18 protein-coding genes and 3 pseudogenes are annotated in these 23,984 nt (G+C 62.5%); 16 read left to right on the top strand and 5 right to left on the bottom strand.

The window, feature by feature from the left end:
• Positions 1-7: 7 nt before the first annotated feature.
• Positions 8-865 (bottom strand): annotated as a pseudogene (locus X726_RS154585) (choline ABC transporter substrate-binding protein); the annotation flags it as partial.
• Positions 866-1,075: 210 nt separating this feature from the next.
• On the opposite strand from X726_RS154585, the gene X726_RS154590 reads away from it, so the two are divergent.
• From X726_RS154590 to X726_RS154620, 7 genes are all read left to right on the top strand, one after another.
• Entirely contained in the window at positions 1,076-1,687 is a 612-nt protein-coding gene (locus X726_RS154590; RefSeq protein ID WP_023669993.1) for a thymidine kinase, read from the top strand.
• A 13-nt stretch (positions 1,688-1,700) separates the two neighbouring features.
• Positions 1,701-2,879, top strand: a complete 1,179-nt coding sequence (locus X726_RS154595; RefSeq protein ID WP_023669992.1) for a glycosyltransferase — start codon at positions 1,701-1,703, stop codon at positions 2,877-2,879.
• Positions 2,880-2,963: 84 nt separating this feature from the next.
• Positions 2,964-3,347 (top strand): cytochrome c family protein, encoded by a 384-nt coding sequence (locus X726_RS154600; protein ID WP_023669991.1) that lies wholly within the window; start codon positions 2,964-2,966, stop codon positions 3,345-3,347.
• A 298-nt stretch (positions 3,348-3,645) separates the two neighbouring features.
• A complete protein-coding gene (locus X726_RS154605; RefSeq protein ID WP_023669990.1) occupies positions 3,646-4,734 on the top strand; it encodes a hypothetical protein in 1,089 nt (362 codons plus the stop codon).
• Positions 4,735-4,761: 27 nt separating this feature from the next.
• Positions 4,762-5,907 carry a hypothetical protein gene (locus tag X726_RS154610; RefSeq protein WP_023669989.1) on the top strand — a complete coding sequence of 382 codons (1,146 nt, stop codon included), beginning with the start codon at positions 4,762-4,764 and terminating at the stop codon, positions 5,905-5,907.
• A 59-nt stretch (positions 5,908-5,966) separates the two neighbouring features.
• Positions 5,967-6,833 (top strand): hypothetical protein, encoded by an 867-nt coding sequence (locus X726_RS1000000170500; protein ID WP_156940646.1) that lies wholly within the window; start codon positions 5,967-5,969, stop codon positions 6,831-6,833.
• A gap of 21 nt (positions 6,834-6,854) precedes the next feature.
• The gene (locus X726_RS154620) at positions 6,855-8,765 is read left to right on the top strand and encodes an ATP-binding protein (RefSeq protein ID WP_023669987.1); all 1,911 of its coding nucleotides are present in this window, start codon (positions 6,855-6,857) and stop codon (positions 8,763-8,765) included.
• Between the two features lie 143 nt (positions 8,766-8,908).
• On the opposite strand, the gene X726_RS1000000170495 is transcribed toward X726_RS154620, so the two are convergent.
• Positions 8,909-9,046: a hypothetical protein gene (locus X726_RS1000000170495; RefSeq protein ID WP_156940645.1), complete on the bottom strand. Its 138-nt coding sequence runs from the start codon at positions 9,044-9,046 to the stop codon at positions 8,909-8,911.
• A gap of 196 nt (positions 9,047-9,242) precedes the next feature.
• On the opposite strand from X726_RS1000000170495, the gene X726_RS154625 reads away from it, so the two are divergent.
• From X726_RS154625 to X726_RS154630, 3 genes and pseudogenes are all read left to right on the top strand, one after another.
• On the top strand, positions 9,243-10,547 hold the full coding sequence (locus X726_RS154625; protein WP_023669986.1) for a DUF6638 family protein: 1,305 nt from the start codon (positions 9,243-9,245) through the stop codon (positions 10,545-10,547).
• A 16-nt stretch (positions 10,548-10,563) separates the two neighbouring features.
• A pseudogene (locus X726_RS01000000166930) lies at positions 10,564-11,764 on the top strand (DUF2333 family protein).
• Positions 11,765-12,076: 312 nt separating this feature from the next.
• Complete coding sequence (locus tag X726_RS154630; protein ID WP_023669985.1) at positions 12,077-13,756, top strand: formate--tetrahydrofolate ligase; 1,680 nt, start codon at positions 12,077-12,079, stop codon at positions 13,754-13,756.
• Positions 13,757-13,830: 74 nt separating this feature from the next.
• Here X726_RS154630 and X726_RS154635 read toward each other — a convergent pair whose 3' ends face one another.
• Positions 13,831-14,469: an isochorismatase family protein gene (locus X726_RS154635; RefSeq protein WP_023669984.1), complete on the bottom strand. Its 639-nt coding sequence runs from the start codon at positions 14,467-14,469 to the stop codon at positions 13,831-13,833.
• A 127-nt stretch (positions 14,470-14,596) separates the two neighbouring features.
• Here X726_RS154635 and X726_RS154640 point away from each other — a divergent pair, with 127 nt between their 5' ends.
• On the top strand, positions 14,597-15,592 hold the full coding sequence (locus tag X726_RS154640) for a helix-turn-helix domain-containing protein (RefSeq protein WP_023669983.1): 996 nt from the start codon (positions 14,597-14,599) through the stop codon (positions 15,590-15,592).
• A gap of 15 nt (positions 15,593-15,607) precedes the next feature.
• On the opposite strand, the gene X726_RS154645 is transcribed toward X726_RS154640, so the two are convergent.
• Positions 15,608-16,165, bottom strand: a complete 558-nt coding sequence (locus X726_RS154645; protein ID WP_023669982.1) for a sugar O-acetyltransferase — start codon at positions 16,163-16,165, stop codon at positions 15,608-15,610.
• 154 nt (positions 16,166-16,319) lie between these two features.
• Here X726_RS154645 and X726_RS154650 point away from each other — a divergent pair, with 154 nt between their 5' ends.
• The 4 genes and pseudogenes from X726_RS154650 to X726_RS01000000166925 all read left to right on the top strand — a co-directional run bounded on the left by X726_RS154650 (position 16,320) and on the right by X726_RS01000000166925 (position 20,696).
• On the top strand, positions 16,320-16,781 hold the full coding sequence (locus X726_RS154650; RefSeq protein WP_023669981.1) for a membrane protein: 462 nt from the start codon (positions 16,320-16,322) through the stop codon (positions 16,779-16,781).
• On the top strand, positions 16,778-18,169 hold the full coding sequence (locus tag X726_RS154655) for an FAD-containing oxidoreductase (RefSeq protein WP_023669980.1): 1,392 nt from the start codon (positions 16,778-16,780) through the stop codon (positions 18,167-18,169). Before X726_RS154650 ends, X726_RS154655 begins: the two co-directional genes overlap by 4 nt.
• Positions 18,170-18,284: 115 nt before the next feature.
• On the top strand, positions 18,285-19,463 hold the full coding sequence (locus X726_RS154660; RefSeq protein WP_023669979.1) for an MFS transporter: 1,179 nt from the start codon (positions 18,285-18,287) through the stop codon (positions 19,461-19,463).
• A 91-nt stretch (positions 19,464-19,554) separates the two neighbouring features.
• Positions 19,555-20,696: pseudogene (locus tag X726_RS01000000166925) on the top strand (succinylglutamate desuccinylase/aspartoacylase family protein).
• A 1-nt stretch (position 20,697) separates the two neighbouring features.
• Here X726_RS01000000166925 and X726_RS154665 read toward each other — a convergent pair.
• The gene (locus tag X726_RS154665) at positions 20,698-21,468 is read right to left on the bottom strand and encodes an isocitrate lyase/phosphoenolpyruvate mutase family protein (protein ID WP_023669978.1); all 771 of its coding nucleotides are present in this window, start codon (positions 21,466-21,468) and stop codon (positions 20,698-20,700) included.
• Positions 21,469-21,789: 321 nt separating this feature from the next.
• Between X726_RS154665 and X726_RS154670 the strand changes: the two genes are divergently transcribed.
• Positions 21,790-23,979: an anthranilate synthase gene (locus tag X726_RS154670; protein WP_023669977.1), complete on the top strand. Its 2,190-nt coding sequence runs from the start codon at positions 21,790-21,792 to the stop codon at positions 23,977-23,979.
• Positions 23,980-23,984: the final 5 nt, after the last annotated feature.

Raw genomic sequence — 23,984 nt, 5'->3', positions numbered from 1 at the left:
AGTCGGCTCAGCTTCCGAGCGCGGTCTTGACCGCCGCTGCCGCATCGCCGCCATCGAAGGTGGTGACGCCGGCAATCCACGGCGCAACCGCGTCAGGGTGCTTCTTCAGCCAGTCGGCTGCGACCGTGTTGGCGTCGCCGCCCTTCAGGATCGCGTCCATCATCTCGCCTTCCATGTCCAGGTTGAACTTCAGGTTGGCGATGAACTTGCCGGCATTCGGGCATTCGGTGGTGTAGCCCTTGCGCACATTGGTGTAGACGGTGGCGGCGCCGAAGCCGCTGTCGCCCATGCCGTCGAGATAGGTGAGCTTCATGGCGCCCATCACCGGGTGCGGCGTCCAGCCGAGAAACGCGATCCACTCATTGTTCTTGATCGACTGCTCGGCCTGCGTCAGCATGCCGGCTTCCGAGGACTCGACCAGCTCGAAGCCTTCGAGATTGTCCTTCGGATTCTTGATCATGTCGAGGATGATGCGGTTGCCGTCATTGCCCGCCTCGATGCCATAGATCTTGCCGTTGAACTTGTCCTTGAACTTGCCGATGTCGGTCAGCGACTTGACGCCGGCCTCCGCGACATAGGTCGGTACGACGATGCCGTAGCCGGCGCCGGTCAGGTTGGTGCCGATCGTCTCGACCGAACCATCGGCGGTGTAGTCCTTGATGTCGTTGGTCATCGACGGCATCCAGTTGCCGAGGAAGACGTCGAGATCCTTGTTTTTCAGCGACGCCATGGTCACCGGCACCGACAGCTGGATCGTCTGCGGCTCGTAGCCGAGCGCGGTGAGCAGCACCGAAGCGACGCCGGTGGTTGCCTGGATGTCGGTCCAGCCGACATCGGAAAGGCGCACCGCCTTGCAGCTCTCCGGATNGAGTTCAGACGTGTGCTCTTCCGATCTTTGTTTCGTCAGCCAAACACCATTCTGGTGTGGTTTCAAGCGCTAAGACAATCACGATCAACGGCGCGGACTGGCCAAACAGCGACACGCCTGCTGCTTTTTCGATGGCAGACGGCTTTTCCCATGAAATGCAGCGGTGCCCTCTCCCCGCACAGCGCCAACTCGGCTTAAAAGGACGGCATGGCCAAGCTCTACTTCCACTATGCGACGATGAATGCCGGCAAAACGACAATGCTGCTGCAGGCGTCCTACAATTATCGCGAACGCGGTATGACGACGATGCTGTTCGTCGCCGGCCACTACAGAAAGGGCGATACCGGGCTGATCTCGTCGCGCATCGGCCTGGAGACGGAGGCCGAGATGTTCCGCGACGGCGACGATCTCTACGCTCGCGTCGCCGAGCATCACGAACATACGACGGTGCATTGCATCTTTGTCGACGAGGCGCAATTTCTCGAGGAAGAGCAGGTCTGGCAGCTCGCCCGTATCGCCGACCGGCTGAACATCCCGGTGATGTGCTACGGCCTGCGCACCGATTTCCAGGGCAATCTGTTTTCCGGTTCGCGAGCGCTTCTGGCCATCGCCGACGATCTGCGCGAAGTGCGCACCATCTGCCGCTGCGGCCGCAAGGCGACGATGGTCGTGCGTCTCGGCGCTGACGGCAAGGTGGCCAGACAAGGCGAACAGGTGGCAATCGGCAAGGACGTCTATGTCTCGCTCTGCCGCCGCCACTGGGAAGAGGAAATGGGCCGTGCCGCGCCTGACGATTTCATTGGCTTCACCAGAGGCTGAACGCCGGGGCAACATGAAAATTCTGCAGTTCACAGTCGATTGCCCGTTTCCGCCGATCTCCGGCGGCGAGATCCGGAACGCCGTCAATGCACGCGCTTTGGCAACGATGGGCGAAGTCCTTACGGTAAGCCTGACTGGCGCCCCGGCGGCCTCCACACCGCCGAACATCCGTCACCGGATCATCGAGGCAGCGCGCGGCAGGGCGCCCTGGGGCAGGCGCGGCCCGCACCCGACCGTGCATATGATGCCGGACGACGAGCTGGCCGAGGCCGACGCCATCTGGAGGGAATTCGCGCCCGATCTCGTGGTAATCGAGGAGATCGTGCTTTCGCAGCTGCTGACGCTGGCGCCGAAGCATCGCGCGCGCACCGTCCTTGACCAGCACAACATTGATTCCCGGACGGTGTCCGACCGGATCGCCGGCCTGACGCTGTGGCAGCAAATTCGAGACTGGCGCCAAAACAGGCGAAGGAAGGCAGAGGCGCGCGAGGCCGACAGGTGTGCAGTTGCCATGGCCGACCAGGTCTGGGTTTGTTCGCGGGCCGACGAAGCGCTTCTGTCCGCTCTCGGCCCCGTCAACGACGTCAGGTTCGTCGCCAACCCCATTCCAGACGAGAGCGTGCTTTCCCTGCCGATTGCTGCCGAGCGCTTCAGTGAGCTCAGCCTGTGCTTCATCGGGCATCTCGGCTACTTCCCAAACATCGACGCCGTCAAGCAGATCGGCCGCGCGATGGCGCCGCGCCTCGCCGCCTCCGGCCGGCCCTGGTCGATCACCGTCGCCGGCAGAAACCCGCGCGATGTCGTGCGCGGTCTATGCACCAGGCATGGTCTGCGGTTGATCGAGAACCCACCGCATCTGCCGGAATTGCTTGGGCGTGCCGGCTATGCGCCGATCCCGCTGCGCTTCGGCGGCGGAACCCGCATCAAGGTGCTGGAGGCGATGGCGGCGGGCCTTGTCGTCGCCGCCACCGAAAAGGCCGTCGAAGGGCTTGGCCTGCAGGCGGGCAGGCATTTCCTGTCCAGCGACGATGCCGGCAAGTTGGCATCGAAAATCATCGATCTCGCGACACGCCCGCAAGCGGCCGCCGAGATGGCGGAGATCGGCCGCGCTTTCGTGCGCGATAATCATTCGTCGGCGGCGATTGAAAAGCAGGTCAAGCAGGCGGTCGCGGCGATCCCGCGCACGGATTGAGCCCGGCTGCTATCCAGCGGCATACGGCGTTTGTTAAGGCCTGCAGCCTATTTTGCCCTCAGCCAGAGCCAGCCGGGAACCGCCATGCTTCGAGCCATTTCATCAGGCCTTGTCATTTACTTGGCCGGTATCCTCGCCGCGCTGGCCGACGGCGATGCAGCACTTGGCAAGAAAGTGTTCTACCGCTGCATGGCCTGTCACGAGGCGGCAAGCGACCGCGACAAGGTCGGCCCGCATCTCCTCGGTATCGTCGGCCGCACCGCCGGCACCGCCCAGAACTTCAACTATTCGCAGGCCATGAAGGACGCCGGCGCGGCCGGCCTGGTCTGGGACGAAGCCAACCTCAAAGCCTATCTTGGCGCTCCCAAGCTGAAAGTACCCGGCAACAGGATGGGCTTCTCCGGCCTGAGCAGCGACGAGGACATCGCCAACGTCATCGCCTATCTGAAGGCGGATCCGAAGCCTTGAACGGCGCAATGCGTAGCGTGATCTCGCGCTTGCAACTCATTGGGCCCTCTATCGAATTCGGGACACCTACACTGTCCGAGATCGACTGCTTCGCAGACGCCAAAGTTCAATGACGGTTGAACAATACTTGGCCGGCTGGTTAATCACGCCATGACCCGCCTTCATTGCCTTTCAAGACGACCGCGTATTTTTTTGTTTTCGGGGCGGGTCTTGTCTTGCGTCTTTCAATCCCCTGATACCCCACATATATTCGCCGCTGTTCGCAGCCAGCGACCGGAAGCCGAAGCGGGAGGCCCCTATGGCGACATTGCAGAATTTCGATGCCGAAATTGCCAAGACCAGGCAGGTCGTGCAGGACATGCGCTCCAAGATCGAGCAGTCGGGCACGGTGCTTGATACGCTGGCCACCGCCGACAAGAAGATCGGCGACGCCAATTTCGACATCGAGAATGCCCGCATCGAGGACGTGCTGAAGCAGCAGAAGGTGATGGAAGGCAACATTGCCGACCTGATCATCGGGCTGGAAGACGCCACCAACGTCTTCGGCACTGAATTCGAGAGCATGAAGAACTACACCGGCTGGGAAAGCTTCGTCGGTGTCTTCTCGGCGCAACGCAAGCAGCGCATGCGCACCGACCGCGTCCGCAACATGTCGCTGGCCGGCAATCTGCAGGAGCTTCTGGTCAAGTCCGACACCATCGTCGGCATCCTGAAAGCGCAGAAAGAGGTCCTCGACCAGCGCTACAAGACCTCGGAAAACAGCCTGTCGCAGGTGATCGAGCGCCGCAAGGTCACCATGACCAACCTCGAGGCGGTGCAGAAGCGCATCGAGGAGGTCAATCCGCTGCTGCTCGACATCGAAAACAAGATCGCCGCTTCTACCAGTCAGAAGGAGCGCACGCAGCTTGAGGGCGAGCGCTCGAAACTGGCGACCGAATACAATGAAAAGCAGGCCAAGGAGCAGGAGCTTCTGGCCGAAAGCCAGACGCTGGAACGCTACACCTCGATGTTCCAGACCTTCGTCGATTCGCTCAACAATCAGATCGCAGCGCAGTCGACGCTGATCAACAAGCTGACCATCGATACCGAGCAGCGCATCGTGCTCTACAAGGCACTGGAAGATTCCTTGAAGACCGCCGCCCAGCAGGATGTCGCCCACAAGATCAACACGCTGGGCAGCCAGGTTGACAACACCGCCGAAGAGACCATGGCCGGCATTGGCGCCGCCTCGCAAAAGCACATCGGCGATCTCCTCGAAATGCACGAGAAGAACATGGTCGCCAGCTCCGACATCCAGCGCCGCAAGAAGCTCGCCGACGACGCCTTCGCCCGCCGTTTCGACGACGTGATGAAGAAGCACAATTCGGCCAACTACGTGCAGTCGTAAGGAGCGGCTGCACGCGGGCACACCGGCATGACTCCCGAAAACGAAGCGGCGGCGCGCTATTTTTCCGCCATCACGGCGGCACTCAGCGGCCTCGAAGTGTTCATGCGCGACGACCGCTCGCCGCTTTACCGGCACGGCATCGTCGCCAAGATTGTCGCCGAATACATTGCCCGGCTGGACAAATCGTTTTCCTGCTGGCGCAACCGGCTCGGCTTCATGGACACGTTCCGCATTTCGCGCGCCGACAGCGGCTATCCCGTCTTCCAGAACCTGCTCGAACTGGAAAACGACCGCCGCCAGGCCGAGGCGCGGCTGGCCAACATTCCGCTGGCCGGCGAATTGCGCGAGGAAATGGCCGACTTCATCCTGCGCCACAAGGAATTCCCCGAAGCGCTGCAGAAGTCGATGGCCGAGCGGCTCTATCTCGAGGACGTCAAGAGCGAACAGACTTTTGGCCCGTTCTCGCTGGCGCAGACGGCCAAGGTCTCGGTCAATCCAAAGACCGGGCGTCCCTATTACCTCGTGCACTGGGCAAGCTTCGACGGCAGCGCCAACCTGCCGCTGGTCTACATGGTGACGGTGGAGGATTCCTCCGAAAGCATGATCCGGCAGCTCGTTGACAGCAGCGGCAAGCTCAATGAACGGGTCGACATCCCGCTGCCGGTGGACGGCCTGCTCAACCCCGAACTCGCCCATCGCTTCGACGATTTCACCGAGAAGAATTCCGCCTACACGCTTTCGCCCGCAACGATTGCGGTCAATCTCGACAAGGATTTCGAGCCGCTGCACCCTAAGCAGCTGCGCCGCGTCGTGCTCGGCCCCTTTTATTCCGCAGGCATTACGGACAACAATTCGACCGTGACCGAGGTGCTGGCCAAGGTGCGCAAACCGGAAAATGCCTGGCTGCTCACCTGGACCATCCAGGAGGTCTACTCCAAGGGCGAGAAACCCGGCCGCAAGGGGCTGTTTTCGAGCGAGAAGACGACGCAGGAATTCTTTATCAACACCGACGATCTCGAAGCCGCGCGCCAGGGTGTGTCGAGCTACGAGAACCACGCCCTGATCCCGCACGAAGCCTATCAAGCACTCTACGCCGCCGGCGAAGCTCAAAAGATCTTTTCCGGCTACAAGGTCCATATTCTGTCCAACGGACAGGTGATCAGCGATGTGTGAGGTGGCATTTTTGGTGGGCCTGACAATCTCCGGGGCGCGGTCAGGGGCAGAAGGCGATTGTGATCGAAACGGATAACCTTGCTTCCCGCAGTAATGAATCGCCCTACAGGGTTCTCGCTTGGTGGGATGTCGATATGCATATCGGTGCTTACAAGAAGCACAAACTGACCGCCCGACCATTGCGTAACCTTGAGCGCATTCTCGGACACCGGGTTCACGTTGAAAGTCGGTGGCGTCATCGAGGATTACCGGATGGGGTGCGGAAGCTTGAAGCTTTCAATTATATCGATGTTGCAGACCCGGCGCTTGCCGCGTTTTTTGTTCTTCAACAAATTTCCGGCTTATCCGAATGGTTTTCCGGGTTCGGCTACAGACCGGTTACTTCGCGGTCTGAAGATGAAAATACAGACGGTGACACGATCTGTACTTTCTATTGGTACGAATTGGATCAATATGAAGCATACCGTCACATTCGATCCGGAGGCGTCATGCTCGTTCTGGTCGAAAAATTACCTGTCCGAACACGTAGTTCATCCCGTCCGATCGTTGGAATAAGACAGAGTCGGCAACCAAGATATAGCTACAATGTAAAAATCGTGATTCAGTTCTTTTGCGACAATAGACAAAAGCTTGTCGAATATCACTGGCCAAGATTGATGAAAAGATATGCATTTGAGCCAGAAGACCGTGTTGAATTCGGACCGCCATCTAACAACGGAAAACCGAATCAGATTTGCGTTAGCGCGATGTTAGCGGACCTAACTGAGTACCAGGCTGTCGCTTATTGTCTTGCACGGACTGAGCGTTGCCGTTTCAAGCTTGGAGGGCCGGGAGAGGCCATCTTTCAAGCCGAACGCTTTCCCGATCACGAACCCTTTGACGGGATGTTTTCAATTTTGCTCACGCGAGGGCAGGCACAAGAGTGAGTCGCGAGGAGGATTGATACGATGGACACCGGCCTGACCACCATCCCGGAAGCCGCAATCGAAAAGCACCGCGCCACGGCGCAGAGCTTCATCACCCGCGTCGTGGTTCTGGAAGACCCTGCGCGCGAATCCGGCACAGCACTTGCCGGCACCAATCGCCGCTTTGTCTCGACAGTCTCGGTCGGCTCGGTGCGCCGTACCCGCGAGGTCGAGCTTACCAAGACCGTCGCCGCGATCCATCCCGACGACCAGTTGATGAGCATCCCGCAGCACACGCTGCTGTTCCGCGCCCGCCGCGGCCTGGCGATAGCGCTCGCCATCTCCGACGTCTTCGCCGAGGGCTCCGACCTCGAAAGCCTCCAGGCCAAGAACACCCGTGCGCCTCTTGAGGGCGATGAGGCGGCGACCTTCAAGAAGCTTCTGTCAGCCTCTGCTTACGTTTCGGCCTTCAGCCTTGCCTCCTATCTGTTCCAGCTGATCGACAGCGATGGCGAGGCGCCCAACGATATCCCCGAACCCGACTTCCTGTTCGACACGCCGCAGGACGCGGTGAAGTCGATCGTCGCCGGTCTCGACAAGGCGATTGCGGACTCCAAGGACGATGGCGACCTGACGACGCGCGCGCGAGCTTTTGCACGGGTCGCCATTGATGGGCTGCTGGCCCGCAAAGGCCGCTTCGACGGCATCGGTCCGTTCGAGAACGCCCACATCCGCATCGACGCCGACGATTTCACCCTCGACGGCTTCGACGTCGCGCCCGGCAAGCGCTCGAAACCGCTGGTGATGACCTTCAAGAAGCCCGAAGAGGTCGTCGGCAATCACATCGCCAAATACCAGTCGGTCAAGCTCGCCAAGATGCTGATGGCCTACGATTTCGAGCGCGAGCTGAACCCGTTCGTCGAGCTCGGCGGCTTCCTCTTCACCTTCATCGGCGATGGCGCGCCGGGCACCGGCAAGACGACGCTGATCCAGATGATCGCCGGCCTCGTCAACAATTATTGCCAGGTTGCCGGCTATCCCTTCGCCTATGAGAATTTCGGCGTCGACCAGATCTCGTCCTACCAAGGCAAATCCGGCCAGAATTGCCGCCAGTTCATCAACAATGTCTTGAACCCACGTGTCATCGGTTTCGGCACCGTCGACGACATCGACCAGGTGGCGGCCCGCCGCTCCGACGACCGCGCCTCGGCCGGCCAACAGGAAATCACCGGCGTCTTGATGGACGCCTTTGCCGGCGCCGGCACGGTGGTGCGCGGCAATTGCTCGTTCGGCATGTTTTCCAACTATCCCGAAAATGTCGACGATGCGCTGCGCCAGCGCGCCGGGGCCCGCTGGCTGGTCGACGGCCCACAGAGCCGCGACGACTATATCGACATCTTCGTCCTGCTTGCCGGCAAGAACCACAAGATCCCACTCGGCGACCACAAGCTCTACGCCGCGCAGGAGATCCAGCGCGCGGTGACCGAAGCCTATGAGGAGCACGAGAAGCCTCAGGAAGATGGGCTGATGAAGGTCTATGAGCGCTACATGAAGGAGAATGGCGCGCCGAAATCGATGGCCGACATCGGCACCTATCTGCACCTGATCAAGGATGCCGAGCCGCGCTTCACCGGCCGAGCCATCAAGAACGTCACCGACGCCATCAAGATGCGCGCCATGGACATCGAGCTGCCCGACGACTGGTTCGAGGAGCCGGAAGCCTTCATGCACAAGGGCTACGACGAAAAGAAAGCCATGATCGAGGAACTGCGGGGGCCGTTCTCGATGGACATGGTCATGCAGGAGATCAACCGCTACGCCGACTCAGAGTTCCGCTATTCCGACAAATCCGACGACGCCGCGGTGGAGAAGCTGCTGCGCGACGCACGCCTGCGCGAACGGGCGGGGCGCGAGATGGAGGAGATGAAGAAGAAGGGGCTCTGGAATGCGTGAACTTCCTTCGCTGCCCGCAGGTGCTGAAAGGCTTGGCGCTAACGCTGACGCCCCCCTCTCCCCGTNAATGCGTGAACTTCCTTCGCTGCCCGCAGGTGCTGAAAGGCTTGGCGCTAACGCTGACGCCCCCCTCTCCCCGTCCCTCACGGGGAGAGGGTAAGGGTGAGGGGCGGCGCATGCGGGGACCAGAGATCGCTACGACCATACTGGCAGCTATCGAACAGCGCCTCGATCGGCACATCCGGACCAATGATCTTCGATTTATTGACGCCAAAGGCCATGGGGAGACATGTCCTTGAATGCTAGCGCTGCCCCTCACCCTTACCCTCTNAATGCGTGAACTTCCTTCGCTGCCCGCAGGTGCTGAAAGGCTTGGCGCTAACGCTGACGCCCCCCTCTCCCCGTGAAGAACGGGGAGAGGGAGGCGTCAGCGTTGGCGCTTCGCCACAACAGGCAACGCCGCTCGGAACGTTCTGCATGAGCCACGCCAAAAAACCCGACCTTCTCCGCGACAATGAGCTGATCTACGGCCGCTTGCTCACCGTCGACGAGTCGCACCTCATCCAGCGCTACAACAAGGCGCTTGTTGCCTTCGGCCTCAAGCCCACCAAGCTGAAGAGCTTCCAGATCGACCGCACCGGCTTCTCGCCCGAAGTGGCCGAGGAATGCGGCGATTACGATTATCTCGACCCCAATGAGGTCAACCGCCGCTTCATCATCCTGACGCCTTCGCAGATCGATCTGCCGGTGGTGCACACCGCCTTTTCCAACACCTCGCAGCTGATGTTCGAGTTCATGTCCAAGAACCAGCGCGCCATCGATGCGCTGACCATCAAGGATGTCATCTACGGGGAGATCGAGGATTCCGTTCCCCTGGTCAACGACATCGAGGATCTGCTGTCGATCAGCCAGGTCGAGTTCAGGGTGCTTTCGGCCGAGGACGTGCTGGGCAAGGCCGCCGAACTCGGCAAGCTGGTCGACCGGCTGAAGCAGGAGCCCGATGCCTGGCGCGACAACACCATGCTGAGCCGTATGGTGGAGCTGGCGAAGGTCTGCGGCGATATCCGTGAGAATGCGCTGGTGCCCGACCAGGTGATCTTCCGCCACAACGCCTACTGGACCAGCCATTTCGGCGGCGTCTACGTCTTCGTCGATCCTGATATGACCACCGTCATCGGCGACCCGGCCGCCCCCGGCTTTCGCCGTTCGCGGCCCTGGCAGGTCAGCTATCTCTCGATCAACGATGCCGACAAGGTGTTCAAGTTCCTGGCCAGCACCGGCCGCATCGAACTGCCCCGCGCGTCATGGGTCGAAAGCTCGGGCTATCTCGAGCATCGCGCCGAGATGGTGGTGCGCTCTCTCATCCGCGACACAGAGCCGAACCGCAATTTGACCGAGGTCGACAAGATCTGGCTGCAGACCTGGATCCATGGCCATGCCGATCTGATCACCAAGGACGGCAATTTCCCCTTTCTCAACGCCGCCAAGCGTGAGATCGCCCAGCTCGGCCATCTCAAGATCGAGGATGTGTTTCCGCAACAGCGCTTCCTGGTCGTGCGCGGCAAGCCCGACCATCCCGACGCCTGGCTGACCAACCAGCTGATCTCGGATTTCGTGCCGCAGGACTTCGTCTCGCGTTACGTCTTCAACAAGCCGGGCTTCTACAAGGACTATGACGGCTACAGCGACGCCTGGCGGTCGCATGTTGTGGACGTTCTGAAAACCACATATTTGAAAGACAAAGTGGCGTTTCGCACGCGCCTTTACGGCCTGACTGACTGAGGGGTGAACGAGAGCCATGCTTGATCCGATCGTGAATTTCTTCACCCGCATCTTCCAATTGATAGGCCGCGGCATCGGCCTCGTCATCGGCGCGATCCTGTGGCCGTTCCTCTGGGCTGGGCGCTGGTATACGCAGCGCGGCTGGATCCTGAAGGCTGTGGTCGGCCTCGCGCTTCTGGTGTTGATCGGCCTCTACGCCAATTTCTTCTACGCCACCCAGTGGTGGAACAAGTTCGATCCCAACTACGTCGACAAATACACCTTCGAGAACCGCAACATTTCCGCCGGCGAACAGGTCGCCGCCGGCGCCGGCACCGACACCGCCAAGACCTGCGGCAATTCGGGCATCGCCCAGGTGGCGGCCGACCTGACGGACTTCAACGTCAACCAGAATGCCTGGATCTCGTCGATGATCCTCTACAAACTCGGCCTGTTCGGCATCGACNACGGACTTCAACGTCAACCAGAATGCCTGGATCTCGTCGATGATCCTCTACAAACTCGGCCTGTTCGGCATCGACTGGGACAACACGCCGTTCATGGACAACAAGGCCTCGTTCCAGCGCGGCATCAACCAGGCGGTGCGGCGTACCGCCACCGAGCTTGCCGACAATCTCGGCCGTGTTCGCACCACATCGCAGATCGACGGCGACCTGCAGGATGCGCGCGGCAATCTGCAGTTCGACGAGGAGACCTGGTATTTCGGCCTCAACCCGTTCGGCCCCAAGACGCCGACGCCGAGTTATTATCGCGATGCCGTTACCAAGCTGCGCTCCTTCAACGCCCGCCTCGGCAGCTGCCAGGCGACGTTCGATGCCCGCGCCGACAATCTGAAGCAGTATATCGACCGCATCTCCTCCGACATCGGTTCGACCTCGGCGATCCTCAAGGAGCGCGCCGAAAACCATAACAATGGCTGGTTCGACTTCCGCGCCGACGACCGCTTCTGGTTCGCCTATGGCCAGCTCTATGCCTATTACGGCCTGATGAAGGGCGCCCAGGCCGACTTCGAGGACGTCATCAAGGAAAAGCATCTCGGCAATCTGTGGGACACGATGGATGCGCAATTCGTCTCGGCCCTACGCATCCAGCCCTTCATCATCGCCAATGGCCGCGAGGATGGCTGGATCATGCCGACGCACCTGACGACGATGGGTTTCTACGTGCTTCGCGTGCGCTCCAACATGGTCGAGATCAGCAACGTCCTGACTCAGTAGCGTCCACAGCTTTCCCGGCGAGCGATGGCGAATTTGCGCCGTCGCCTCTGTCGCATTCCGTGCATTGGGCGGCTGTTTTGAGACGGCGGAACGTCGCGTCCTCTGGCTTCTATACGGCGCGGCAACGGAGCCAGGAAGAACCGGCGACAGGTCGGCCGGCCGCGGAGACACTTTCTTCATAGGAAACATAGTTGCATGCAAGTTGACGCCGCGGGAGCGACAGGGTTAGAACATGCCCGCGCCCGGGTTCAACATGCCTGCGAGTGAGATCAAACCCGTCCCCTCCACCGTCCAATCCGAAGGAAAGCCGTCATGGCCGAAGTGAAGTCCGACATCGAGATCGCGCGCGGCGCCAAGAAAAAGCAAATCCAGGAGATCGGCGCCAAGATCGGCATCCCGACCGAGCACCTTTTGCCCTACGGCCACGACAAGGCGAAGATTTCGGCCGAATTCATCAAATCGGTGAAGGGCAACAAGGACGGCAAGCTGATCCTCGTCACCGCCATCAACCCGACGCCGGCCGGCGAAGGCAAGACGACCACCACCGTCGGCCTCGGTGATGGCCTCAACCGCATCGGCAAGAAGGCGATCGTCTGCATCCGCGAGGCTTCGCTCGGCCCGAATTTCGGCGTCAAGGGCGGTGCCGCCGGCGGCGGCTACGCGCAGGTCGTGCCGATGGAGGACATGAACCTCCACTTCACCGGCGACTTCCACGCCATCACCACGGCGCACAATCTTCTGTCGGCGCTGATCGACAACCACATCTACTGGGGCAATGAGCTCGGCATCGACACCCGCCGCGTCGCCTGGCGCCGCGTCATGGACATGAACGACCGGGCGCTGCGCGAAATCATCTGCTCGCTCGGCGGCGTCGCCAACGGTTATCCGCGCGAGGCAGGCTTCGACATCACCGTCGCCTCTGAAGTGATGGCGATCCTGTGCCTTTCCACCGACCTCAAGGATCTGGAAAAGCGCCTCGGCGACATCATCGTCGCCTACCGCCGCGACAAGAGCCCGGTCTATGCCCGCGACTTGAAGGCCGACGGCGCCATGGCGGTGCTGCTGAAGGACGCCATGCAGCCAAACCTGGTGCAGACGCTGGAGAACAACCCTGCCTTCGTGCATGGCGGCCCGTTCGCCAACATCGCGCATGGCTGCAACTCGGTGGTCGCCACCACCACGGCGCTGAAGCTCGCCGACTACGTCGTCACCGAAGCCGGCTTCGGCGCCGACCTCGGAGCCGAAAAATTCTTCGACATCAAGTGCCGCAAGGCGGGTTTGAAGCCGGCGGCTGCCGTCATCGTCGCCACCGTGCGCGCCATGAAGATGAATGGCGGCGTCAAGAAGGAAGACCTCGGCAAGGAAAACATCGAGGCAGTCAAGAAGGGCTGCCTCAATCTGGGCCGCCACATCGAGAATGTGAAACAGTTCGGCGTGCCTGCGATCGTGGCGATCAATCATTTCACCACCGATACCGAGGTGGAAATCCAGGCGATGAAGGATTTCGTCGCCTCGCTCGGCGCCGAGGCGATCCTGTGCAAGCATTGGGCCAATGGCTCTGCCGGCATTGAGGAGTTGGCGCGCAAGGTCGTCGAGATCGCCGAATCCGGCGCCTCGCAGTTCGCGCCGCTCTATCCCGACGCAATGCCGCTGTTCGAGAAGATCAACACCATCGTCCAGCGCATCTATCGCGGCGACGAGGCGATCGCCGACAAGTCGGTGCGCGACCAGCTGCATGCCTGGGAGCAGGCCGGCTACGGGCACCTGCCGGTCTGCATGGCCAAGACCCAATATTCCTTCTCAACCGACCCGAACCTGCGCGGCGCGCCGACCGGGCACACCGTGCCGGTGCGCGAGGTCAGGCTTTCGGCGGGCGCCGGGTTCGTCGTCGTCATCTGCGGTGAGGTCATGACCATGCCCGGCCTGCCCAAGGCGCCGTCCTCGGAAAAAATCTTCCTCAACGAGATCGGCCAGATCGAAGGCCTGTTTTGAAAATTTCGAGATCGTTGCGAGATCCAAGAAGGGCGGCCGCTGGCCGCCCTTTTGGTTTTCGGGGACAGATTTGCCTATGCAGCGTTGCGCGCCAGCGCGCGCTGGTTGGACGCATAGGGCGTGTCGCGTTCGGGCAAAGCACCGGTCTTCAGGCAATCGATCCATTCGGCGGTCTTGAGCACGGCCGCAAAGCGCGACTGCAGGATGATGGACACCACGCGGTGGATCTCCTCGGCCGAGGCGTAGCCGGCGCCGTTGGCGTAAGGCAGCGAACCGGTGGCGTCGGACAGGAACTCGACCGCAAAGCCGACATGCGCGGCGTGGATGATGGTCGACAGGTCGCAATTATGCGTCATGTAGCCGATCACCGTTACCGTATCGATGGTATTGGCGCGCAGCCACGCCTCGAGGTCGGTGCCGGCAAAGGCGCTAGGCAGTGACTTCTCGACATAGTGGTCGCGGCTTCGCCGGGCGATCTCGGGATGCAGGTCGCCGCCATGGCTGCCCTTGGCGAAGACTGGCGAGGTCTCGGGCGCCATCTGCTTGACGACCACCACCTTCACGCCGGCCGCAGCGGCGGCATCCATAGCGCGCGCGACATTGACGACGCTGTCGCGGAACGGTGGATACTGGATGGCGAGGTTGCCGCCATCATAATCATTCTGGACATCGATAACGATGAGTGCGCGGCGCGGCGTGATATTGGCGGACATGGTGTTCTCCTTCGGGCTTGAATGGGACAGGTCGAAAATAGACGGATCGCCCGACTGCCAAAAGTGGCCCGATTTACATCATTCGAAAGAATTGGGACAATTCGCTTTTCGCTTGCTGGAAACACGCATGGCCGACCCGATCATTGCCGTTCTCGCCTTTGACGGCATCAGCCCGTTCCACCTCTCCGTGCCGTGCGTGGTGTTCGGCACCGACCGCACCAAGCTTGGCTTGCCGCGTTTCGACTTTCGCGTCTGCGCGCTCGACGATGGAGCGATCCACACCGATGCCGGGCTGACCATCGCGGTGCCGTATGGCCTTTCCGCATTCGACGATGCCGACATCGTCATCATTCCGAGCTGGAAGGATCTCGAGGCCCCACTTCCGCCGCCGCTCCTGGCAGCGCTCACCCACGCGCACCGGCGCGGTGCGGTGATCGTCGGCCTCTGTCTCGGCACCTTCGCCATTGCCGCCGCCGGGCTGCTTGCGGGCCGGCGTGCGACGACACATTGGGCCTCCACCGACCGGCTGCAAACATTATACCCGGACATCGAAGTCGACGCCGACGTGCTCTATGTCGACGACGGCGACATCGTCACCTCGGCCGGCGTCGCCGCCGGGCTCGATTGCTGCCTGCACATTGTGCGCGCCCGCTATGGCGCAGAGGTAGCGCTGCGGCTGGCCAGGCACATCGTGCTGTCGCCGCACCGGCAGGGTGGGCAAGCGCAGTTCATCGAGCGCCCGCTGGCGAAAACCCCGGCCACCGACCGCTTCACCCTGGCGCTCGACACGGTGCGGGCAACGCTCGGACAAACGCACAACCTCGACCGCGTCGCGGAGGCCGCGGGCCTGACCCGGCGCACTTTCACCCGCCGTTTCCAGAAATCGATCGGCACCAGCTTTGGCGAATGGTTGGCCGGCCAACGCATCGAACTGGCGCAACGGCTGCTGGAGGCGACGGAAAAATCGATGGACATGGTGGCCTTCGAAGCCGGCTTCGGCAGCGCCACCTCGCTGCGCCAGCATTTCGCCGCACGGCTCAAGACGTCACCGGCCCAATACCGGCGTGAATTCTCGCGGCGAGCCGGTCCGGACGAGCGCATGGCACGCACGGCTTCATACTGACCGCCCACGACGAGTTCAGCCCCGCTTGACCGCCCGCGCCGGATTGCCGACCACCGTGGTGTTGTCAGGGACGTCGCGCGTCACCACCGCGCCGGCGCCGACTATGGCGCCATCGCCGATGCTGATGCCGCCGAGGATGATGGCGCTGCCGCCGATCCAGGCGTCATCGCCGATGGTGACCGGCCTGGCAATCTCCAGTCCCGACTGACGGCCAGCGGCCTCCTTGTGGTGCTCGGCGCAGTAGATCTGCACATTGGGGCCGAGAAGCGTCCGCCTGCCGATACGCACCGGCGCGGTGTCGAGGATGGTGCAGCCGGCATTGAGGAAGGCGCCGTCGCCGAGATGGATGTTGAAACCGTAGGCGCAGTGGAACGGCGCCTCGATGCGGGAGCCTGCGCCCGCGCTGCCGAGCAGCGCCAATAGCGCCGGGCCGATATTGCCGCGTTGCTGGGGCCGTAGCGTATTATGCTCGAACACCGCATCGCGCGCGATCGCCCGCAGCGCCTCCAGTTCGTCGTCGATGCAGATGTACCATTCGCCTGCAATCATCCTTGTGCGTTCGCTTCCGGCCATCACAGCGACTCCGTCCCTTCGTCATGTTCGACTGGTTACCAAAGTACAATGCTCACTGATGGAAGAAGCACCATCGCCTACTCTCGTCAAACGCAGGACCTATGCTAGCTTGCCCTCGTGGGCCAGTCCCGGGCCTGCTTTCGAGGGGATCGACATGCTCTATTTGCTTGCACTTCTGATCGGCGTCATTGCCGGTCTTCGCGCCATGACCGCGCCGGGCGCGATCGCCTGGGGCGCCTATCTCGGCTGGCTGCCGGTGGCCGGCACCTGGGCAAGTTTCATGGGCCATTGGGCCGCCGTCGGTATCTTCACCATCCTCGCCATCGTCGAACTGGTCACCGACCAGCTGCCCTCGACGCCGAGCCGCAAGGTGCCGCAGCAATTCGGCGCCCGCATCCTGCTTGGCGCCTTCAGCGGCGCGGTGATCGGCGCCACTGCCGGTTCCACCATTGGCGGCCTGATTGCCGGCGCCATCGGTGCTGTCATCGGCACCTATGGCGGCGCCGAAGCGCGCGGCCGGTTGGCCGCCGCCTTCGGCAAGGATTTGCCTGCCGCCCTCATCGAGGACGCGGTGGCGATCATCGGCGGCCTGCTGATCGTGGCGGCGGTGGTATGACTGCCCAAGCCTCAGACGCCAAGACATACGACGCCATCATCATCGGCGCCGGACAGGCCGGCCCTCCTCTCGCCGGCCGGCTGACGTCAGCCGGCATGAGCGTGGCGCTGATCGAGCGCAAGCTGGTCGGCGGCACCTGCGTCAACACCGGCTGCATGCCGACCAAGACCATGGTCGCCAGCGCCTATGCCGCGCATCTGGCGCGGCGTGCCGCGGACTACGGCGTGACGTTCTCAGGCCCTGTCGGCGTGGACTACAAGAGGATCAAGGCGCGCAAGGACAAGGTCACAAACGACTCCCGCAGCAATCTGGAGACGTGGATCGCCGGCATGAAGGGCTGCACGCTTTATCGCGGCCACGCCCGCTTCGAATCCGCCAACACCGTGCGTGTCGGCGGCGACCTTCTGACCGCCGAAAAGATCTTCCTCAACACCGGCGGCCGCGCCTCGGTGCCCGACCTGCCGGGCGTCAACGACGTCGACTACCTCACCAACTCCTCGATGATGGATCTCGATGTTTTGCCGCGCCATCTTATCGTCGTCGGCGGCAGCTACATCTCTCTTGAATTCGCGCAGATGTTTCGCCGCTTCGGCTCTGAAGTCACCGTCATCGAGAAGAGTTCGCGCCTGACCGGCCGCGAGGACGAGGACGTGTCGGCGGCCATCCTGTCGATCCTCGAAAACGAAGCCATAGAAGTCCATGTCGGCGCCGACGACATCCGCTTTGCCAGACAGGGCAAGGACATCGCCGTGACCTTCTCATCCGGCAAGCCGCCGGCGGTCGGCTCGCATGTGCTTCTGGCACTCGGCCGCACCCCAAACACCGACGACCTCGGCCTCGACAAGGCCGGCATCGCGGTCGATCTGCGCGGCTTCGTCACCGTCGACGACCAGTTGCGCACCAGCGTGCCCGGCATCTGGGCGATGGGCGACTGCAACGGCAAGGGCGCCTTCACCCACACCTCCTACAACGACTATGAGATCGTCGCCGCCAATCTGCTCGACGACGATCCGCGCAAGGTCAGCGACCGCATCGAGGCCTATGCGCTCTACATCGATCCGCCGCTCGGCCGCTGCGGCATGACCGAGGCGGCGGTGAAGAAATCCGGGCGCAAGGCGCTGGTCGGCCAGCGGCCAATGACCCGCGTCGGCCGCGCCATCGAAAAGGGCGAGACGCAAGGTTTCATGAAAATCCTGGTCGATGCCGACACCAGGCAAATCCTCGGCTGCTCCGTGCTCGGCCCCGGCGGCGACGAGGCGGTGCACTGCGTGCTCGACCTGATGTACGCCAAGGCGCCGGCCGATACGCTGGCGCGCGCCGTGCATATCCACCCCAACGTCTCGGAGCTGTTGCCAACCATCGCCCAGGAGCTGAAGCCGCTCGCCTGACATAGCCCCGCGTCAAGCTCAGCGCTTTCTGCATTGGTGCGTTGCAGCAATGTGCATTGCGCGCGGCAAGGCTTCTCGTTCAGTCTGAATTGAACCGATTCAGTCTGGATTTTCCATGCCTTTGCCGATCCTTGCGCTTGCCATTGCGTCCTTCTGCATCGGCACCACCGAATTCGTCATCATGGGCCTGTTGCCGGAGGTTGCGGCCGATCTCGGCGTGTCGATCCCCTCGGCCGGCCTGCTGGTCACCGGCTATGCGCTGGGCGTCGTCTTCGGCGCACCCATCGTCGCCATGGCCACCGCGCATTTGCCGCGCAAGCCGGTCCTGGTCGCGCTGACGGCGATGTTCGTCGTCGGCAATCTGCTCTGCGCCATCGCGCCCAATTACTGGCTCCTGATGGCCGCGCGCGTCTTCACCGCGTTTGGTCATGGCGCCTTTTTCGGCATTGGTTCCGTCGTTGCCGCCAGCCTGGTGCCGCGCAACAAGCGCGCCAGCGCCATGGCGATGATGTTCGCGGGATTGACGCTCTCCAACATTCTCGGCGTTCCTGCCGGCACCGCGCTTGGCGAAGCCTTCGGCTGGCGCTCCACCTTCTTTGCCGTCGTCGGCATCGGCCTGATCTCTGTTGCCGCCATCGCCTGGCTGGTGCCATCCAATGTCGTCGAACCGAGCGGCGGCGGCCTGCGCAGCGAACTGCGCGTGCTGGGCAAGCTGCAGGTCTGGCTCGCCATGCTGATCGCCTCGCTGGCCTCGGCCAGCCTGTTTGCCGTCTTCACCTACATCAAGCCCTACCTTACCGATGTCTCCGGCCTGTCGACCTCCGCGGTCACCTGGGTCCTGCTGCTGTTCGGCGCCGGCATGACCATAGGCAACATCATCGGCGGCCGGCTGGCCGACTGGAAATTGATGCCGACGGTCATCGGCACGCTGCTTTTGATGGCAGTTCTGTTTGTCGGCTTCACGCAGTTCGGCGCTATCGCCAGCGTCGCCATCGGCGTCGTCTTCTTGTGGGGACTGCTGATCTTCGTCGTCGTGCCGCCGCTGCAGATCCGCGTCGTCGAAGCAGCTTCGGAAGGGCCGAACCTCGCCGCCACGCTCAACCAGGGCGCATTCAATATCGGCAATGCCAGCGGCGCCTGGATCGGCGGCGTGGCTCTGTCGGCCGGCGTTTCCTATGCTCATTTGCCGCTGGTCGGCGCGGTGCTGGCCCTGCTGGCGGTCAGCGTAGCCGTTGTCTCGCAGGCGCTCGAAGGATCGGCGCCGATAACGACGGTTCCGGCCGCCGCCGAATAATTCCATTGCGCCCATGGCGGCGCGAACTGGACCAATCGACAGCCCTTCGGCAAAAGTGCATGTGTTCTGCCTCTTATCCTGGAGGCATCCCATGCAGAAATCGATCGAACGCATCGCCGGCGATACCGAAGGCGTTTCCTACGAATTCCCGGTGTTCCGCTTCGCCGGCGCCGACAAGGCAGCACCTTCGGCCTATCTCCAGGCAGCACTCCACGCCGGTGAACTGCCTGGTGTCGTCGCCATCGACGCGCTGATGCCGGCGCTGAACAAGGCCGAAGCCGAAGGCCGCATCAAGGGCAGCATCACGGTCGTGCCCTGGGCCAATCCGATCGGCCGCGCCCAATATCATTTCGGCGAGCACCAGGGCCGCTTTCATCTCGGCACCCGCAACAATTTCAACCGCGGCTTTCCGTTGCTCGCAGCACCGGACGCCAAGCTTTTGCCCGACACCACGCTTGGCACCCCCGACCAGCGATTGAAGACCCGTCTGGTGCAGCTGTCGCTCGGCCACGACATCGTGCTCGACCTGCATTGCGACGACGAGGGCCTTGCCTATCTCTACGTCCACGCCAGCCTGTGGCCGGCGATGGCCGATTGCGCCGCCGCCATGGGTATCGACGCCGTGGTGTTGTGGAGCGAGGACACCGACGGCACCTTCGAGGGCGCCACGATCATGCCCTACCAGAACGTCCCCGCCAACGTGGCGAAGCTCGACCGCCGCGTTGCCACCACGGTAGAATACCGTGGCATGCTGGATGTCGACGGCGCGCTGGCAAGTTCCGATGCCGAAGGCCTCTACCGGCTGCTGGCGGCGCGCGGCGTCATCGCCGATAGATCGGAAGAGCACACGNCGCGCTGGCAAGTTCCGATGCCGAAGGCCTCTACCGGCTGCTGGCGGCGCGCGGCGTCATCGCCGATACCGCCCTTCCCGCACCCGGCGCGTTCAAGGGCCTCGTCGCGCCGCTGGAGAACATCGACATGATGCCGGCGCCCCGAGCCGGCGCCATCCTCTACGACGTCAAGCCCGGCGACCGCGTCGCCGAGGGCGCGCGCCTCGCCACCATCGTCCACACACCGGGCGAGGCCGGTGGCCGCACCGAAGTGCTGGCGCCGCAGGACGGCGTCATCCTGACCCGCCGCTCACGCCGCATCATCCGCGCCGGCGAGGATCTCTTGAAGCTGGTCGGCAACAAGAAGAGCGCCGACGCGAGGTCAGGCACGCTGGAGGACTGAGCTAACCCGAAATCGCCAGCCGCGCCTTGGCCTCCAGCCATTCGGCCATTTGCCGGTACGGCACCGGGCCGTGGCTGACACGGGCGACACCAAGCTCGGCCAGGCGCTGGCGCGGCGGCACATGCGCCAGCGCGATGATGTTGACCGGCAGCACGGTGGCCTTGCACAGCGCCTCGATCAGAGCCTCGTCGCCGAGCCCCGGCGCAAAGAAGCCGCTCGCTCCTGCCTTTTCATAAGCGTGCGCCCGCTCGATGGCCTGGTCGAGCAGCACGCTGTCATGCACATCCGGCTTGGCCTTGAGGAAAATGTCGGTACGGGCGTTGATGTAGGCGGGAATGCCGGAAGCCTTCACCGCCGCCGCTGCCGCCTCGATCCGCTTCACCTGTATGGCGATGTCGTGCAGGCCGGCGCCGCCGACGATCTGGTCCTCGAAATTGAAACCGATGGCGCCGGCCTGCAGGGCACGTGTCACCGTCTGGGCGACAGTCTCCGGCTCGACGCCGTAGCCGCCTTCGAGGTCCATGGTCACCGGCAGGTCGACTGCCGCGACGATGCGCCTGATGTTGTCCAGCGCCAGCTCCAGCGGGATTTTCTCGCCATCGGCATAACCAAAAGCAGCCGCGACCGGCCAGCTGCCGGTGGCGATCGCCTTGGCGCCCGCCCTCTCGACGATCTTGGCCGAGCCCGGATCCCAGGCATTGTAGAGAACGATCGGGTTGCCCCTGACGTGGAGCGCATGGAACCTGCGTGCGCGCTCGATCTGCTCGGTCATTGCTGTCTTCCCGTCTTTCCGATGTTGGACGAACAGTCTAGGCAGGACCCCAAGCCTTGGCGATGTGCCATGGGCTGCGGAAGCGGCGGCCACAAACAGGCCTTTCAAACCTGTTGCGCATCCGGCTTTTCGCCGCTATGGATTTCGCCCATGAACATGCGCTCGATCAAGACCATTTGGTGGTGGGCTCGCTGACAGCGGCCTGTTCGAACGCGTGCGCGTGAAAATAGAGGGTGGCCGCAACGGAATGTCCGGGCGGCCATTTGTTTTTTCAAAGCCATTCCCGGGTCCGTTGCCCCAACAAGCCATATGGAGACGGCAATGACGATGAAGGCTCTTGAAAACGGCGCGGAAAGCTTCGTGACCGCAGGTGGTGTCACCATCACCCGCGAACGCCACGACAAGCCTTACGCCGGTGCGATCGATGCCTATGTCGATGGCTTGAACTCGCGCCGTGGTGCGGTGTTTTCCTCGAATTACGAATATCCGGGCCGCTACACACGCTGGGATACGGCCATCATCGATCCGCCGCTGGTGATTTCCGCGCGTGGCCGCGCCATGCGCATCGAGGCGCTGAATGGCCGTGGCGAAGTGCTGCTGCCGGTGATCGGCAAGACGCTGGCCGGCGTTGCCGAGGTGACGATTGCTGAAACCTCGAAAAAGCTGATCCGCCTCGATGTCGCCAAGCCCGGCCGCGTCTTCACAGAGGAAGAGCGCAGCCGCGTCCCCTCTGTGTTTACTGTGCTGCGCGCCATCACCGCTCTGTTCAAGACCGATGAAGACGCCAATCTCGGCCTTTACGGCGCCTTCGGTTACGACCTCGCCTTCCAGTTCGATCCAGTCGACTACAAGCTTGAGCGCAAACAGAGCCAGCGCGATCTCGTGCTGTTCCTGCCTGACGAGATCCTGGTCGTCGACCATTATTCGACCAAGGCCTGGACCGACCGCTACGACTATTCCGGCGACGGTTTTTCAACCGAGGGGCTGCCGCGCGACGAAATTGCCGAACCGTTCAAGACCGCCGACCGCATCCCGCCGCGCGGCGACCATGAGCCGGGCGAATATGCCAATCTGGTGCGCAAGGCGATGGACAGTTTCAAGCGCGGCGACCTGTTCGAGGTCGTGCCCGGGCAGATGTTCTACGAACGCTGCGAGACGCAGCCTTCCGAAATCTCGCGCAAGCTGAAGTCGATCAACCCGTCGCCCTATTCCTTCTTCATCAATCTCGGCGAAAACGAGTATCTGATCGGCGCCTCGCCCGAAATGTTCGTGCGCGTCAATGGCCGCCGCGTCGAGACCTGCCCGATATCCGGCACCATCAAGCGCGGCGACGACGCCATTTCCGATAGCGAGCAGATCCTGAAGCTGCTCAACTCCAAGAAGGATGAATCCGAGCTGACAATGTGCTCGGACGTCGACCGCAACGACAAGTCCAGGGTCTGCGATCCGGGCTCGGTGCGCGTCATCGGCCGCCGCCAGATCGAAATGTATTCGCGCCTGATCCACACCGTCGATCACATCGAAGGGCGCCTGCGCGAAGGCATGGATGCCTTCGACGCCTTCCTGTCGCATGCCTGGGCGGTCACCGTCACCGGCGCGCCGAAACTGTGGGCGATGCGCTTCATCGAGCAGAACGAAAAGAGCCCGCGTGCCTGGTATGGCGGCGCCATCGGCATGGTCAATTTCAACGGCGACATGAACACCGGCCTGACGCTCCGCACCATCCGCATCAAGGACGGCATTGCCGAGGTGCGAGCCGGCGCCACATTGCTCTTCGACAGCATCCCCGAGGAAGAAGAAGCCGAAACCGAACTGAAGGCATCCGCCATGCTCTCCGCCATTCGCGACGCCAAATTGGGCAATGCCGCAGGCGCCGAACGCACCACCGCGCGCGTCGGCGACGGCGTCAACATCCTGCTCGTCGACCACGAGGACTCCTTTGTCCACACACTGGCCAACTATTTCCGCCAGACCGGTGCCAATGTCTCGACCGTGCGTTCGCCGGTGCCGGAAGAAGTCTTCGAACGGCTGAAGCCCGATCTCGTCGTGCTGTCGCCCGGACCGGGCACGCCGAAGGATTTCGACTGCGCCGCGACCATCAAGAACGCCCGCGCCCGCGACCTGCCGATCTTCGGTGTCTGCCTTGGCCTGCAGGCGCTGGCGGAGGCCTATGGCGGCGAACTCAGGCAGTTGCACGTGCCGATGCACGGCAAGCCGTCGCGCATCCGCGTCTCCAAGCCTGGAATCATCTTCTCCGGCCTGCCCAAGGAAGTGACCGTCGGCCGCTACCACTCGATCTTCGCCGATCCGGTGCGGCTGCCCGACGATTTCATCGTCACCGCCGAGACCGAGGATGGCATCATCATGGCCTTCGAACACCGCAAGGAGCCGATCGCCGCCGTCCAGTTCCATCCGGAATCGATCATGACGCTCGGCCACAATGCCGGCATGCGCATCATCGAAAACATCGTTGCGCATCTGCCGCGCAAGGCCAAGGAAAAGGCCGCTTAGAAACG

Source organism: Mesorhizobium sp. LSJC285A00 (assembly GCF_000503155.1).
In the GTDB taxonomy this organism is placed as follows: Bacteria; Pseudomonadota; Alphaproteobacteria; order Rhizobiales; family Rhizobiaceae; genus Mesorhizobium.
The sequence above is the reverse complement of the archived record's forward strand: the minus strand, read 5'-3'. Positions and strand labels throughout refer to the sequence as shown.

Bases quoted from the DNA above. Each gene is read 5' to 3' on its own strand.
- X726_RS154590 (WP_023669993.1), top strand. From the start codon at position 1,076: ATGGCCAAGCTCTACTTCCACTATGCGACGATGAATGCCGGCAAAACG.
- X726_RS154595 (WP_023669992.1), top strand. From the start codon at position 1,701: ATGAAAATTCTGCAGTTCACAGTCGATTGCCCGTTTCCGCCGATCTCC.
- X726_RS154600 (WP_023669991.1), top strand. From the start codon at position 2,964: ATGCTTCGAGCCATTTCATCAGGCCTTGTCATTTACTTGGCCGGTATC.
- X726_RS154605 (WP_023669990.1), top strand. From the start codon at position 3,646: ATGGCGACATTGCAGAATTTCGATGCCGAAATTGCCAAGACCAGGCAG.
- X726_RS154610 (WP_023669989.1), top strand. From the start codon at position 4,762: ATGACTCCCGAAAACGAAGCGGCGGCGCGCTATTTTTCCGCCATCACG.
- X726_RS154620 (WP_023669987.1), top strand. From the start codon at position 6,855: ATGGACACCGGCCTGACCACCATCCCGGAAGCCGCAATCGAAAAGCAC.
- X726_RS1000000170495 (WP_156940645.1), bottom strand. From the start codon at position 9,046: ATGGCCTTTGGCGTCAATAAATCGAAGATCATTGGTCCGGATGTGCCG.
- X726_RS154625 (WP_023669986.1), top strand. From the start codon at position 9,243: ATGAGCCACGCCAAAAAACCCGACCTTCTCCGCGACAATGAGCTGATC.
- X726_RS154630 (WP_023669985.1), top strand. From the start codon at position 12,077: ATGGCCGAAGTGAAGTCCGACATCGAGATCGCGCGCGGCGCCAAGAAA.
- X726_RS154635 (WP_023669984.1), bottom strand. From the start codon at position 14,469: ATGTCCGCCAATATCACGCCGCGCCGCGCACTCATCGTTATCGATGTC.
- X726_RS154640 (WP_023669983.1), top strand. From the start codon at position 14,597: ATGGCCGACCCGATCATTGCCGTTCTCGCCTTTGACGGCATCAGCCCG.
- X726_RS154645 (WP_023669982.1), bottom strand. From the start codon at position 16,165: ATGGCCGGAAGCGAACGCACAAGGATGATTGCAGGCGAATGGTACATC.
- X726_RS154650 (WP_023669981.1), top strand. From the start codon at position 16,320: ATGCTCTATTTGCTTGCACTTCTGATCGGCGTCATTGCCGGTCTTCGC.
- X726_RS154655 (WP_023669980.1), top strand. From the start codon at position 16,778: ATGACTGCCCAAGCCTCAGACGCCAAGACATACGACGCCATCATCATC.
- X726_RS154660 (WP_023669979.1), top strand. From the start codon at position 18,285: ATGCCTTTGCCGATCCTTGCGCTTGCCATTGCGTCCTTCTGCATCGGC.
- X726_RS154665 (WP_023669978.1), bottom strand. From the start codon at position 21,468: ATGACCGAGCAGATCGAGCGCGCACGCAGGTTCCATGCGCTCCACGTC.
- X726_RS154670 (WP_023669977.1), top strand. From the start codon at position 21,790: ATGACGATGAAGGCTCTTGAAAACGGCGCGGAAAGCTTCGTGACCGCA.